This window comes from Collinsella sp. AK_207A, assembly GCF_902501965.1.
GTDB lineage: Bacteria > Actinomycetota > Coriobacteriia > Coriobacteriales > Coriobacteriaceae > Collinsella.
Genome location: NZ_CABWID010000001.1, coordinates 87266 through 100807, shown reverse-complemented (window position 1 = coordinate 100807; position 13542 = coordinate 87266). Strand labels below are relative to the sequence as shown.

Sequence of the window (13542 nt, the reverse complement as noted above, 5' to 3'; positions counted from 1 at the left end):
GCTATGACCGGCCGCTCGGTCGCCTGCCTGTCGGAGGGAGGGTTCGCCTCGTGGTAGTAGTAGGTGGAACGCGACATCCCCATGAGCTTCAGGAGCGTGGAGAGTGGGTATTCCCGCCTCAGCGACTTCACTATCTCGTGCTTCCGCCTGTTGCCGAGAGATCCGTCGCCGAGGCGGCCATTCGTTTTAAGATCTCCACCTCCATCTCGAGGCGGGCGCACCGCTGCTCGAGGGTCTCCTCTCTCGCGGGCTCCTTCCTCCTTCGCCCCGGCGGACGGACGACGAGGGCGTCCTCGCCTCCCTCTCGGTACCGCTTCACCCAGTCCCGTATCTGCGCGCCGTTGCGCGCGCCATGCTCGAGGGCGAGGGCTTTGCAGTCGCCCTCGCCGCGGAGATAGGCTTCCACGACGCGAAGCTTGAACTCCTGGGGGTAGCGGTTGTTCTTCCTCGGCCTGTCTATGGCCCCGGCGCCGCCTTGGTCGATCCTCTCCCTCCGAAGCTTCACGGTCGACTTCGTAAGACCGAACTCGTGTTGCAGCGCGGTGATGGTCGCGCCATCGGCGTACCTGTCCGCAAAGCGCCGCTTGAACTCAGCGGAGTAATCCTTGCTCAGCAAATCAACCCCCTAACGCAGAAGACCCCTATAGGAGAAGCAGAACATTGTCTGTCCAACTATAGGGGTTCACTGCACTCGATGGCTTCAGTTTTTGCCGCCCCGACATTCCAGTTGCATCCAGTTTCCGCTGCCGTCTTGAACCGATTGCCGCCAAACAACACCATGTCGTGTTTCATCGCCTTCGGGGACAAAAGCCGGAACAACCTCAAAAACTTTTTCAAACTCAGGGCTTCAAGTTTTTGTTTTTGTCCCAAAGAGCGCAGCGGGGCGCCTTTGGAGGCTCGATAGCGCCGAAAACACCCTTTTGAAACTCAACCGCTCTTTACCGCGCAAGCCACCAGCTTCAACCGCAAGTGAATCAACGCTAGCGGCTTTCGAGCCGTTCGCAAAACCGCAAGTCGGAGATCTGCGATATCGGCAGGAAAAGGGAGTAGCCTCAGGTGGCTTTCCTGTAAGTCGCCGAACGGGTTGGGGTTTCGCTATTGGCGCAATCTATTCGCGCGCTTGAATTTACGCGCAGCCCATGATATAAAATAATTGGTTTTCCGCAAGGAAGGCTTCCAAGTGCCGGGGACGTTTTCCCCGGCTTTTTTCTTATTCAGGAGAGCGATGCGAGAACTCAGCATCTTCGTCGACGAGTCGGGAAGCGACGGCCTCTCCGACCGATACTATCTGCTTACCGTCGTTATGCACGACCAATCGGACAGCATCGCGGAATCGATCAAGGCATACGAGGACGCCCTCCGCGCCAAGGAACTCCCGGACATACCCTTCCATGCGTCGCCGCTCATGAACGGCAAGGACCTGTACTCCAGACTCGACCTAAGGACGCGCAAGATGCTGCTCGGCTCGTTCCGAGTTTTCTTCCGCCACATACCCGTGAGGTACCACACATTCGCATATGCGACCAAACAGTTCGCCTCGCTCGACAAGCTCGCGGGAACGATGCGAAGGGACATCGTGAACTTCCTGTTCGACAACCTCGCGGAGCTGCAGGCCTACGACGCGGTCAAGGTCTACTACGACAACGGCCAGCACTCCATCGCCGAGTCTCTCCACCTCGCAATCGAGTACGCACTGTCGAAGGACGCAATAGTCTACCGCTCCGCACAGCCCTCCGAGTACCGGCTTTCGCAGGCGGCGGACTACATTTGCACCATGGAACTCACAGCGATCAAGTACGCAGACCATACAGCTACCGCTACGGACGAGAAGTTCTTCGGAAAGTGGTCAGACTTCAAGAAGGGCATTCTTAAGGAGACGCGCAAGAAGCTCGTCTAATGAAACACCAGCATCGAGTATTCGTTATGGAATTTCGCTGACACGTACCGCCGCTATTAATTTCACGCATTCGCGAAGCAGGCCGGACCTATGCCACCGACCATCTTCCCTAACGGCCTCCGGTCAGCTGACTTTTCGGCGAATGCATAAAATGAATCCAGAACATGACGCGACGGCTGAAAAAAAGAAAAAGGAGTTCATGGCCCATCTAGCCCTGCCCATGTGGGAACAGCCTTTCGAATAGCTGCGACGGGAACGAGACGGACTATTATTTCGTCGAGTACGGAGTCCTCGAAGCCCATCAGGACGACTTTGCCTTTTTTCGAGCTTGAGTACAACGACCTGTCAACCGAAATCTGGAAGTGCGGCGTCTGCGACAGGATGATGCTCTTCGACGGCCCGAGCGCCAGGGTTTCGCGTTACATGAGGCGTATCGACGCCGAATCGCTCGGCAAAGACGAGTTCGCCCGCGAGCACAAGAGCGGAGTCTGCTTCAACAACCTCCCGTTCAACGAGGTTGATTGGTTCCTCGACCGCAAGCACGAATCGAGTGGAGAACCGGACTACGAAATCCTCGGCAGCCCCGGCGAGCCGGACAGGGACCCGCTGTTCACTTGCCGCATGATGGGAGAGCGGATATTCAGCCACGAGAACGGAAGGTTCCGCAACTGGTGGCATGCGGACCTGTACGACGACCTCATCGCCCCCTACTCGCCTTTCAGGGACGGAGATAAGGATGCGGCCCCGATGAAAGCCTGGAGACAATACAACTAGGTCTGGCGGAGCGAGGAATAGCCGCGTCCCTCGCCATCGGTCGCTGTACGCAAGAGCCGACGTTGGCGAGCAGCAGCTCAATCGCTGCAACCACGATTTGAGTTTCACGGGCCCCGAATCGACCTCGTTTCGTCCTCGGGGACAAAAACCGCGCGTCTACTCACTTGGAATGAATCCTTACTCTCATTCCCCCGAATACCGCCCCGTACTTTGCCATCTTGAAATACGGGGGGGTAAATAGCGAAATCACAGGTGAACGGGGTAAAAAGGCGAAGAAAAAGCCCCCGTCCCAACGCAGGAACGGAGGCCAGATTATCGAATTAACTCATCATTTTCGCTGGTGGCTTTGCCGTGGCTTTCGTACGAAACGAAACTCAGCGACACAGTGCGGCATTCAAAAGAGCAGACCAAGGCCCTATCGGCTCATTTCCACTCTTTCACACTCGTTTACCGTAGCGTCATTCCAGTTAATTTCAGTTGGGTCGTCGGTCTTGGCCGGCATGCCGCCGAATCCCTCCGCGTGTCCTCGTATAGGCGTTTGAGACAAATCCTGGCACAAATCCGTAAACTATTTCGAAACCGAAAACCCGCAGTTTCATTTTTGTCCCGAGGACAAAACGAGTAGGTTTTGGAGCTCGAAATGAACGCAAAAAACAACCGTTTATCTTCTTTGGTGCCTGTTTAGCAAGGTGAATCGTAGCCAGTGGCTTTAACACCTTGCATTTCCGCAGGTCATGAGGGATACCCAAGAGCGGTGACTGAAAGAATCGTCGCAGGCGGCTTCGTTTGCAAATTTGAACGTGGCCTCGATCCGTGACTTGTGAAGTCACTGTTCCTGTCAGTTGCCCGTTTGTCATCGAATCTGTCGTCTTTGATAAGCACACATTTCTCTGATATACATTGGCGCAATAAGACAGAACGTAAATTATGTGGCATTCTCTGCATTTTACATCTTGTTTTTGTAAAAATAAGCTATCAAATAGTATTTTGACTGGCTGGTAGCGTTATAGGAGGCGAAACCAATATGAAAAAGCGAAGAGAAGCATTTGATGTGAAAAGGAAAGTAATGCCGTGGTTGTTGGCACTGAGTTTGCTCATGACCATATTCCCGGTTGCCGCATTTGCGACTGCCGGAAAGAGCACGGGGGGGGCAGGTGACTCGACCACTCCGGAAGCTGCCATTTATCTCGACCAACAGCATGGCGCAGATGAAAATGACGGACTGAGCAAAACGACTGCTGTAAAGACGATCGAAAAGGCAAACGCGCTTGCAAACGAAAAAAATATCAAAGATATTTGCCTTTCATCTTGTTATGAGGTCGCGGGGACAGAAGTTTGGGATCTTGGCGGAAAGACACTGCACCGCTATGGGTTCGGCGGCTATATAATCGAACTCGCCGATGCGTCCGCCTCACTGACACTGAGTAACATTGTGATTGATGGTGCGGAGTACGCTGCGGATGCAACGCACGCCGCGGAGACCGACTCGATCATCAAGGCGGCAAACGGTGGCACCATCGTACTGAAGAGCGGCGCTATTTTACAAAACAACAGGGCAGCTCAGTTTGGGTCCGGCATTTTTGCGAATAACGGCGTCAACATAACAATGGAGGACGGCGCGACCATTCGTAATAATACAAACTACAACTACGAATTGGGCGGCGGCGTTCTGATCGGCAACCGCAGTACCTTCACCATGAACGGCGGCGAGATCAGCGGCAATACGGCAAACGGCGGTGGCGGTGTCGCAGTCATCGGCTCAACGATGGTTATGAACGGTGGCACGATTTCCAACAATAGCACCTACCGGACATCCGGTCAGGGCAGCTACGGCGCCGGCGTTTATGTTGCAGACTATGCCAACGCAAGCGGCGGAGATACCTTGTTTAAGCCTGCACCGGCTTCTTTTGAAATGAACGGAGGCAGCATTAGGGAGAACACGGCGCTTGATTACGGCGGAGGTGTTCTCACCTTCCCCCAGCAAGGTCAGAAAATCACAATCAATATTAACAACGGCGATATTTCCGGCAATAAGGTTACAGGGGGAAGCGGCGGCGCAGTCGCAGCCTTCTTCGGCGTAACTGAGCTGAATATCAAGGACGGTACGCTAACAGGAAACAGCGCTCAAAACTACGGCGGCGGCGTTTTTCTGTATGATGCAACGAATGTAACGATTTCCGGCGGTACGATTTCCAAAAACAAGGCCTCGCAGGGTGGCGGCGTATACTTGTGGCCATCATCCGCTGCTAAACAAACTGGCGGTTCTATTGAAAACAATGTTGCAAACGTAGGCGGCGGCGTCTGCGGTGGTACCTATACCATGACGGGCGGCGTCATCAAGAACAACAACAACTCCCTGACTGAGACAAAGAGACGTGCGGCCAAAGGTGACGGTGTTTATGTAGGAACTGCCTTCAATCTGGGAGACGATGCTGAGGTCAGCACGAACAATGATGTCTACCTGGTACAGGGCAGCAGTATTCCCAAGGAAGGCCGTTATATCAATGTGATCTCCCCGTATACGGGCGCGAGCACCGCAAAACCGATTCAGATCCACAGCGAGGATCGCACGGTAGAGGATACAGAAATTGGTACGCAGCTTGTTCGTTATACGACGGACGCAGGCGGTGAAGCTGCGGCAGCGACGGCCGATGCGGACGGTGTTTTCGTCCCGAGCTGGAAAATGCCGAAGGGCCTGGTCATTGGACAGAGCAAGGGGGCAGGAAAGACCGACTGGATGACCTATGTATCGGCCGCCAAGATCCGGTATCAGTGGGTCAGCACAGATAATCCTACCGATGTAGCACCCCCCGCGAATGACTATATCCGTAACGGGGCAGCCTATACGGCGAAGGCACAGCAGAAGTCTCAGCAGGGCTACAGCTTTGATGGCTGGTACACGGATGAACGGTGTACGCTTCCGTATGCGGACGGTACGGTTCTGAACACGGACACCGTTCTGTATGGTAAGTGGACCAAGGATAGCGAAACTCCTAACCAGCCGAGCACGCCGGATGTGCCGAGCAAGCCGGAAGCCCCTGTCACACCGAACCAGCCGAGCAAGCCGGATGTGCCGAGCAGCCCCGGTGCGCAGGCTCAATTACCCCAGACAGGTGATCCGATGAATTCGGCGCTGTGGATTTCCCTGATGGGACTGTCTTTGGCAGGATTGCTTGGTTCGCTGGTCGTTGCGAAAAAGAACAACTATCGCGGCAAACAGATGAAATAGGCCATTAGGAGGCTGGGAGATTCCCAGCCTCTTTTTTAAGTTAGACGACTACAAACATGAAAAGAAAACAGCAGATTGCAGCAGAGATGGCAATCGTGTTTCTGGTCATATTTCTGATACAAGTGCATATACGCAGTGGGAAACCAAAGAACGGAAGGATCGATGCGTGGATTCGCTGATGGCGTGCTCAGCTTCAGCATAAGTGGATTTTCTCAGGGATACTCCTCTTTCGAGATCAGCAAAGACGGAGGGGCCTACTCTTACCGCCACAGCCAGTCGCGCCTTTTGGAGCAGAGAGAGAACCAGGGGATATTGAACAAAACGCAAGTTGATGCGCTCATGGCATTCCTCCGCCCTTGGCAGCAACGATTGGTTCACCTACTGCAATTCACCAGTGCTCGACGGAGAACAATGGAGCCTCTTCGACGGACACAGCTCGCACGGAGGCTCAAATGCATATCCCAAAGGTTTCGAAAAGCTATTGAGGTATTTGGGCGGCGAATTCAGCTGCGCGGAGATGAGACCGGAGGTCGGCGAGACCTACGACGGACCAACCGAGATGGAAGGCCTCGCGATGCTGCTTTTTTAATCTGCCGAGTGTCGAAGAGGTCAACCGAGGGCTCGAAGACGGTAAGGCTAACGACGGTTTTCATGAGGAGTGGCTGCAAACCATAGAGGATATAAAGCGCGATTTTCTACACGACGTATACGCCTTCGCGGAAGCATATCCTGAGTACAAGCGCTATAGCGATATTCTGACGCAGCATGGGTTGGAACTCGATATCGAGCAGATCATGGATCAGGACGTGTCCAAAGCAGATGCGAAGCTGGTCGTGGCCTCGATGATTGCAATCGCAAGATCCGATTGCTGGTGCGAGTGCGACGATTTCGGAAGATGCGTCGAGAACGGCACTTTCGCGCTTTGGACAAAAAGACATCGCGAGCTTTTGTAAAAAAAAGGGGGGGTGCGGACGAATAGTTGGACCATTCGGTCCGGTTAGGAGTTGGAGTGGGAAGGAGAAACTGGACCTTCTTTTAAGGACCCTCAAGCGTATTGCCGCCCGTATTCCACTGGAGACATGTAGTCCAAGGCGGAATGCATGCGCACCCTATTGCAATAGGGCTCTACGTACTTGAAGATGTCCTGCTCGGCCTCGTCCCTCGTCCCATAAGCTCCTTTCTTCCACCAATTCCCTTTTCAGCGTCTTGAAGAACGACTCGGCCACCGCGTCGTCCAGCGGCGTGCCGGGCCTTGATACCGACTGGACTATGCCATGCGAGCCCAGGCGCCGTTGGAGGGAGCGCGAGACGTACCGCGCGCCCTGGCCGTCATGGAAGACGAGGCCGCCGCCGTCCGGCGGGCCCTCCCTGCCGACCGCCTGCCCCATCGCGTCGATCGCGACCCTCTCGGTGATGCGCTCGGACATCGACCGGCCCGCGACCTTGCGGGAGAAGGCGTCTATCACGGCTGCGAGATAGAGCCGCCCCTCTCCTGTGGGTATGCAGGTGATGCCGCCCACCCGAAGCCTGTTGCGCCCGCCTACGGCGAAAGCGCGCTCCACCGGGTTCAGCCGGGGGCCTCCCGGCTCGACCTTCTTCTGGACGCGGTGCTTCCGGGTCGCGCCCTTTCCGGCAAGTCCGAGCTTCCGCATGGTGCGGAGCACGCGCTTCTCGCTCACGGCGATGCCGCTCTTTCGCAGCTCGTGGTCGATGCGCCGGTAGCCGTAACGGCCCTTGTGCCGCTCGAAGGCCTCGCCCACGACGCCCCTGTACGAGTTGTACCTGTGGTAGTCGGTCTCGCGGCGGATGCCGCAGCGGATCCCCATCTCCTGCATCATCTTGAGCACGGTCTTGTCGGCGACGCGCGCGCCCAGCTCGGCGCGCAGGCACATGGCCACCTGCCGGTGGCCGCAGCCGTTCGGCGTGCGCGAGAAGATCTCCGCGACCGCCCCGCGCAGCTCCGGCCTGGTCGGCCTGGCCGGGTGCGCAAGCGCGTAGTAGTACGTGGACCTCGCGAGCCCCGAGCACGCAAGCAGGCGCCCCAGGTCGTGCCCGTCCGACCGCAGCGCGGCCACCGCCTCGGCCCTCGCCCTGGTCAGAGACCGCCCCTCTCGACCAGGGCGCGCAATTTTTTTAGGTACGCGACCTCGGTCTCGAGCCTTCGGCAGCGCTCCTCGAGCTCCTGCTCGCGGGTGAGCCCGCGCGGCTTGGCCTTCGAGCCCCTGGGCCTGCCCTTCGGCTTGGGCCTGAGCGCCTCGGCCCCGCCCTCGCGGTAGAGCCTGCACCATCGGTCGAGCGGCGTCATCGACATGATGCCGAACTCGGCCATCGCCGCGGGCTTCGCCATGCCGTCTTCGACGACGGCCCTCGCGGCGGCGAGCTTCTGCTCGTATGTATACCTGGCCTGACTGCCATCCATGGTCAGCAGCACCTCGCTTCCGAACGCGCGGTATATCTGCTGCCATTTTCTCACGGCCGCTTCCGGAACGGACAGCCTTTTTGCGGCCGCCGCGCGCCCCGAGCCATTCGCGAAGAGCTCGGCCGCCAGCCTCCTCGTCTCGACATCGTGCTTCACCCTGAGATCGATGCGCATAAGAAAACCTCCCATTTCTCGCGTCCAAGAAATGGGAGGCAGTTCACCCGCGGGCTCCTTCCTCCTTCGCCCCGGCGGACGGACGCCGAGGGCGTCCTCGCCTCCCTCTCGGTACCGCTTCACCCAGTCCCGTATCTGCGCGCCGTTGCGCGCGCCATGCTCGAGGGCGAGGGCTTTGCAGTCGCCCTCGCCGCGGAGATGGGCTTCCACGACGCGAAGCTTGAACTCCTGGGGGTAGCGGTTGTTCTTCCTCGGCCTGTCTATGGCCCCGGCGCCGCCTTGGTCGATCCTCTCCCTCCGAAGCTTCACGGTCGACTTCGTAAGACCGAACTCGTGTTGCAGCGCGGTGATGGTCGCGCCATCGGCGTACCTGTCCGCAAAGCGCCGCTTGAACTCAGCGGAGTAATCCTTGCTCAGCAAATCAACCCCCTAACGCAGAAGACCCCTATAGGAGAAGCAGAACATTGTCTGTCCAACTATAGGGGTTCACTGCACTATAGGGGTTCACTGCATTTCTTGGACTTGAAAGTGAAGTCCGAGAAACGGGAGGCTTTCTTGACCATATACGACGAGACCCTCAGGGCGAGGGCGGCCGACCCCCTCGAGGAGGGCGCCGGCTGCGAGTCGACGGCGAAGGCGCCCGGGCATCAGCCGCGAGGCTGTGGGAAAACGGCGGCAGGCGTACCGAGCGACCGGGAGGGACGGGCCGCCGGGCATGGGGCATGGGACTTGCGGCTGGGAGGCGAAGGTCGCGCGCCTGAACAGCCTCACGCGCTTGTTGCGCTCGCGGTCCGACAGCTCGCGTTCGAGCAAGTCGGCGACGCACCTCATCTGGGCCGCGCTGGAGTTCTCGAGGAACCAATCGACCGTCTCGTTCGAGAAGTACATGGACCTCGCCTTGGAGCGGAACTGCCCCGCGTCGGCCTTGGACCTTACCGCCATGGTCACACCGACCTCCCGATGGCTGTGTCGTACACGCGCGGGTTCACCGGGTCGTCGTAGGCGACCGCAGCGGGGCCTCGCCAGAGGCCGCTATCGCGACCGACGCCGCGCAAGGCCGACGACCCGGGGCCGCGGCGCGCGGTCCGGGAGGAGCTCGACGCGCATTGGTCGCCCGAGCAGATCTCCGGCCGGCTTCGCCGCGGGCTCCCCGATAATGGCGCCATGGACGCTTGTCGCGAGGCCATATACCAGGCCGTCTGCGCCCAATCGAGGGACCGGCTCGGGCACGGTGCCGGGCAGGTGAGGGACGCCATAGCCAAGAAGATGGCCCGCCTGCCCGAGCCCATGCTGGATTGGCTACCTTCACGCTCGGGCTGCCTGCAGTTTGAGCGGGTTATTGCTATCTCGGGGCGCTTCCCGGCTGGACAACTTGGCTCGTGGGACGGAAGGGACGGGGGTACGTCAATTGTCCGCGAGCAACGATGCCATGAATGCAAATCAGCCAGTAGAAGCTGTAAATCGACTACTAGCAACTACGGCAATCGACCAGTAGGGATGTTCGGACGATTTTCTGCTCGTCTCTAGCTTCGGCTTCTCGACTGCGATCTCGTGCAGCTGGTTCTCGATAACCAAGGTGTGCCATATCTGAAGGTACTATCAATAACAGAAAGAAATGCTATGGTAACCTAATACAACAGTAAAAATCATTTCTGTTATGAGAGAAGTCCTATGGCCGGAAGAACACCCATACCAGTCGCTCGCGCGGAGCGCACCATCGCATCGAACCTAGAGCTCGCTCGCCGGCAGCAGCGGATCACGGTGGAGCTTCTGGCCGAGCGCGCCAACATCTCGGTGCCCACGCTGCGCCGCATCCTCAACGAGGGCAAGGGCTCGCTCGAGAACTTCCTGCGCGTGGCGCGTATCCTCGGGTTTCTCGACGGCGTGACCGCCTCGACAGACCCGCTCAACACGCCCCTCGGCCGCATCCGTGCCGAGGAGGACGTTCCCAAGCGCGTGAGGAGGATTTGATGGAACTACTGGTTACGGTTCAGATTGCGGGGGAGGATGTTCCGGCCGGCCGGCTCTTCCAGAATGTCCGTAACGGAGCAGAGACAGCCTCGTTCTCCTATTCGGAGGCTTACCTCGCGCATCCGGGGGCCTTCGCCCTCTCGCCGGATATGCCGCTCTCCCGCGGTAGCTTCCATTCCGAGGGGCTTCGGGACCTTCGTGCGTTCGAGGATTGCATGCCGGATCGCTGGGGGAGAAACCTGCTTATGCGTGCTGAGCGGAATGAAGCCCTTCGGGAGCGGAGGGCGGCCCGCTCGCTCTTCGAGTGCGACATGCTTGCTGGTGTGGGGGACGAAACGCGCCAGGGAGCCGTGCGCATCTGGGGCCCCGACGGCTTGCGTGCACTGGCGCCGTCGAACCAGGGGGTGCCGCGCGAGGTGAGCGTGCTCCAGCTACTCGAGGAGGCGGATCTTGCGGCGACCGACATGGATGCCGACGTGCGTGACTTGGTGGCGGCGGGATCGAGTCTCGGCGGCGCGCGCCCAAAAGCCTCTGTGCGTGGCGAGCGCGGCGCGCTTTGCATCGCGAAGTTCCCCAAAGTGGATGAGAGCGCGATTGACGATGTATGCGCGTGGGAGCGCGTGTCGCTCCAGCTGATGGAGCGAGCGGGAATCGTGGTGCCTGCCTCCAGGCTTCTCCGGGTGAGCGGAAGGTCAGTTCTTCTATTGGAGCGCTTTGACCGTATAGGCGACACGCGGGTGCCTTATCTGAGCGGACTGAGCGCCATTCAGGGGAATGACGGAGGGCGGTACTCGTACCTCGACTTGGTCGAGTTCCTCGAAGAGGAGGGGGCCGCGCCGGACGATGACATCCCAGAGCTGTGGAAGCGCGCGCTTTTCACCTGCGCGATCGGCAATACCGATAATCACATGAGGAACCAAGGGCTGCTTCGCGATGTCAACGGGTGGCGGCTGTCTCCCGCATTTGACGTCAACCCTTCAAAGGGAGACCAGTCGAAGTACCTTGCGTCTGCGGTTGGGTTCGATGATGCTCGCGCGGACCCGTCAACATGTCTGGAGGTATGCGAGTACTACCGGGTGAGTGCCAGAGCGGCGAAGCGCGTAGCCCGCGATATGGCGCTTGTGCTCTCCGACTGGCAGAAGGCCGCCTCTTCGAACGGCATATCGAAGGCATCCATCGACGCTATGGCATCCTGTTTCGAGAGCGGCATCGACCGGTTGAGGACTCTATAGCTGATTGTTGAATTCCTATGCAGCGACGTTCAAGGGCGACGGTTCGCTCGTCGGTGCCATAGCGTTCAAGGACCGCTCATCCAGCGATTTCGTTCAAGGCGACTCGGAACGCGAGCTCGGGTACTGAATCGGTAGGCCGTATTGGGGGAGGGGCTTCGCCACTGAGGCGATGCGTGCCATGATCGCCTATGGCCGCGATGAACTGTGCCTTTCCTGTATCTGGGCGGGGCATTGCGCGGGGAATCTCGCGTCTCGGCGCGTCCACGCCGCATGCTTCGGAGCTCTCGACCGCTACTAGACGCCGTTCGTCGCGCCGCCGCGCGCGGGGTCCACATCCGGTGGGCGCGCGGCTCGCGAGGTCGATTCGGAGTGCAACCGCGGGCTCAACGTCATCCTGCAGCTGCTCACGAAGGACGCCGACAAGTTCGTGTATGCTGCGGGGCTGCTTGCGGATATGGGCTACCGGGAGGTCAACCTCAACCTGGGATGTCCCTCGGGAACGGTCTTCAACAAGGGAAGGGGCTCGGGCCTCTTGCACGACCCCGAGGCGATCGATGCGTTCGCCTACGCTTCTGCGCGCACCCGCGCTTGGTAGCTCTCGCCCCAGGCGAGCATGGCATCCAGCACGGGCCGCATGCTCTCGCCGAGCGGTGTGAGCGAGTACTCCACGCGAGGCGGCACCTCGGCGTAGACGGTGCGGCAGACGAGGCCGTCTGCCTCCATCTGGCGTAGGCTTTGCGTGAGCATCTTCTGCGACACCTTGCCCACGGAGCGCTGGAGCTCGCCGAAGCGCATGGTCCCGCGGCCGAGCAGGTCGCGCAGGACGAGCACCTTCCAGCGGCTCGTGATGAGCGCGAGCGTGGTCTCCACGGGGCAAGCGGGAAGGGTCTCCTTGGTTAGCATTGCGCCTCCATAATTCCAACACAAACAAAACTGCTGATAAATATCAATAGTTACCGATAGGTATCTACCGTACTATACGGTGCTTACTTACCTATGGCGTGCGTTATCGGGATTATAGCCCCAGCAAGCGGGAGGGCAAGAAGCCCGACCGAAGAGACGGCGGGAGGGCCCGCCGAAGATATGGGGTGAACCCCGGATAGGAGCGCAGTCATGAAGGTCGCAGTCATCGCAGCCAACGGCAAGGCCGGCCAGCTCATCACCAAGGAGGCCGTGGATCGCGGTCACGACGTTACCGCCATCGTGCGTGGGAAGAATAAGTCCGCGTCGAGCAAAGCCATCGAGGGCAAGGACATCCTCTCGCTCGTGAAGGCCGACCTTGCGGGCTTCGACGTCGTTATCGACGCCTTTGGGGCCTGGACGCCCGAGACTCTGGGCGACCACGTCAAGACCTCGCAGCATCTTGCCGACCTGCTCTCCGGCACCGATACCCGCCTGCTGATCGTCGGCGGCGCGGGCAGCCTCTACGTGGACCCCGAGCACTCGGTGCAGCTCGTCGATACACCGGATTTCCCGGCAGAGTTCGTGCCCCTGGCGAGCGCCCAGCGCGACGAGCTCACCGAGATTCGCAAGCGCGACGACGTGCGCTGGACCTTCGTCTCCCCGGCGGCAGACTTCGTGGCCGACGGCTCGCGTACCGGCGAGTACATCCTCGCGGGCGAGGAGCTCACGACGAACGCCGCAGGTGCCTCGTCCATCTCCTACGCCGACTACGCCATCGCGATGGTCGACGAGGCCGAGCGCACGGGCTCCGATGCCCACGTGGGCGAGCGCATTTCCGTGCTCGGTAAGTAGCGGGTTGTTGCCGCAGCCCTCCGATGCCCCCAGGCAAGCTGATTTGCTTGGGGGTATCGCGGGGGCTACCCGATTGGATTGGCTGAGGGTG

13 protein-coding genes are annotated in these 13542 nt (G+C 59.2%); 8 read left to right on the top strand and 5 right to left on the bottom strand.

Translation table 11 applies throughout. The features are described 5' to 3' along the window. Positions 1-130: 130 nt before the first annotated feature. Positions 131-616, bottom strand: a complete 486-nt coding sequence (locus GDJ97_RS00465; RefSeq protein ID WP_152069271.1) for a helix-turn-helix domain-containing protein — start codon at positions 614-616, stop codon at positions 131-133. 564 nt (positions 617-1180) lie between these two features. Here GDJ97_RS00465 and GDJ97_RS00460 point away from each other — a divergent pair. The 3 genes from GDJ97_RS00460 to GDJ97_RS00450 all read left to right on the top strand — a co-directional run bounded on the left by GDJ97_RS00460 (position 1181) and on the right by GDJ97_RS00450 (position 5900). Further along, the gene (locus GDJ97_RS00460; RefSeq protein ID WP_226808631.1) at positions 1181-1897 is read left to right on the top strand and encodes a DUF3800 domain-containing protein; all 717 of its coding nucleotides are present in this window, start codon (positions 1181-1183) and stop codon (positions 1895-1897) included. A gap of 312 nt (positions 1898-2209) precedes the next feature. Continuing rightward, entirely contained in the window at positions 2210-2671 is a 462-nt protein-coding gene (locus GDJ97_RS00455) for a hypothetical protein (RefSeq protein ID WP_152069270.1), read from the top strand. A gap of 1066 nt (positions 2672-3737) precedes the next feature. After that, positions 3738-5900, top strand: a complete 2163-nt coding sequence (locus GDJ97_RS00450; protein WP_226808629.1) for an InlB B-repeat-containing protein — start codon at positions 3738-3740, stop codon at positions 5898-5900. Positions 5901-6945: 1045 nt separating this feature from the next. Here the strand turns inward: GDJ97_RS00450 and GDJ97_RS09730 are convergent. Genes GDJ97_RS09730 through GDJ97_RS00435 form a run of 3 tightly spaced genes read right to left on the bottom strand, consistent with a single transcriptional unit; the run spans position 6946 to position 8913 of the window. After that, positions 6946-7041, bottom strand: a complete 96-nt coding sequence (locus GDJ97_RS09730) for an IS3 family transposase (RefSeq protein WP_226808637.1) — start codon at positions 7039-7041, stop codon at positions 6946-6948. Further along, positions 7010-7975, bottom strand: a complete 966-nt coding sequence (locus GDJ97_RS09295; RefSeq protein WP_193221239.1) for an IS3 family transposase — start codon at positions 7973-7975, stop codon at positions 7010-7012. Before GDJ97_RS09295 ends, GDJ97_RS09730 begins: the two co-directional genes overlap by 32 nt. 20 nt (positions 7976-7995) lie before the next feature. Beyond that, entirely contained in the window at positions 7996-8913 is a 918-nt protein-coding gene (locus GDJ97_RS00435) for a helix-turn-helix domain-containing protein (protein ID WP_152069268.1), read from the bottom strand. A 1251-nt stretch (positions 8914-10164) separates the two neighbouring features. Here GDJ97_RS00435 and GDJ97_RS00430 point away from each other — a divergent pair. The 4 genes from GDJ97_RS00430 (at position 10165) to GDJ97_RS09285 (ending at position 12291) form a co-directional block, all read left to right on the top strand. Beyond that, positions 10165-10464 carry a helix-turn-helix transcriptional regulator gene (locus GDJ97_RS00430; protein ID WP_152069267.1) on the top strand — a complete coding sequence of 100 codons (300 nt, stop codon included), beginning with the start codon at positions 10165-10167 and terminating at the stop codon, positions 10462-10464. Then, on the top strand, positions 10464-11696 hold the full coding sequence (locus tag GDJ97_RS00425; RefSeq protein ID WP_152069266.1) for a type II toxin-antitoxin system HipA family toxin: 1233 nt from the start codon (positions 10464-10466) through the stop codon (positions 11694-11696). Before GDJ97_RS00430 ends, GDJ97_RS00425 begins: the two co-directional genes overlap by 1 nt. 127 nt (positions 11697-11823) lie before the next feature. After that, complete coding sequence (locus tag GDJ97_RS09290; protein WP_226808635.1) at positions 11824-11994, top strand: GNAT family N-acetyltransferase; 171 nt, start codon at positions 11824-11826, stop codon at positions 11992-11994. A 93-nt stretch (positions 11995-12087) separates the two neighbouring features. Further along, positions 12088-12291 carry a tRNA-dihydrouridine synthase gene (locus GDJ97_RS09285; protein ID WP_193221240.1) on the top strand — a complete coding sequence of 68 codons (204 nt, stop codon included), beginning with the start codon at positions 12088-12090 and terminating at the stop codon, positions 12289-12291. On the opposite strand, the gene GDJ97_RS00415 is transcribed toward GDJ97_RS09285, so the two are convergent. After that, the gene (locus tag GDJ97_RS00415; RefSeq protein ID WP_152069265.1) at positions 12261-12599 is read right to left on the bottom strand and encodes a helix-turn-helix domain-containing protein; all 339 of its coding nucleotides are present in this window, start codon (positions 12597-12599) and stop codon (positions 12261-12263) included. The genes GDJ97_RS09285 and GDJ97_RS00415 overlap by 31 nt on opposite strands. 210 nt (positions 12600-12809) lie before the next feature. Between GDJ97_RS00415 and GDJ97_RS00410 the strand changes: the two genes are divergently transcribed. Beyond that, positions 12810-13451, top strand: a complete 642-nt coding sequence (locus GDJ97_RS00410) for an NAD(P)-dependent oxidoreductase (RefSeq protein WP_152069264.1) — start codon at positions 12810-12812, stop codon at positions 13449-13451. Positions 13452-13542: the final 91 nt, after the last annotated feature.

Bases quoted from the DNA above. Each gene is read 5' to 3' on its own strand.
- GDJ97_RS00450 (WP_226808629.1), top strand. From the start codon at position 3,738: ATGCCGTGGTTGTTGGCACTGAGTTTGCTCATGACCATATTCCCGGTT.
- GDJ97_RS00430 (WP_152069267.1), top strand. From the start codon at position 10,165: ATGGCCGGAAGAACACCCATACCAGTCGCTCGCGCGGAGCGCACCATC.
- GDJ97_RS00425 (WP_152069266.1), top strand. From the start codon at position 10,464: ATGGAACTACTGGTTACGGTTCAGATTGCGGGGGAGGATGTTCCGGCC.
- GDJ97_RS00415 (WP_152069265.1), bottom strand. From the start codon at position 12,599: ATGCTAACCAAGGAGACCCTTCCCGCTTGCCCCGTGGAGACCACGCTC.
- GDJ97_RS00410 (WP_152069264.1), top strand. From the start codon at position 12,810: ATGAAGGTCGCAGTCATCGCAGCCAACGGCAAGGCCGGCCAGCTCATC.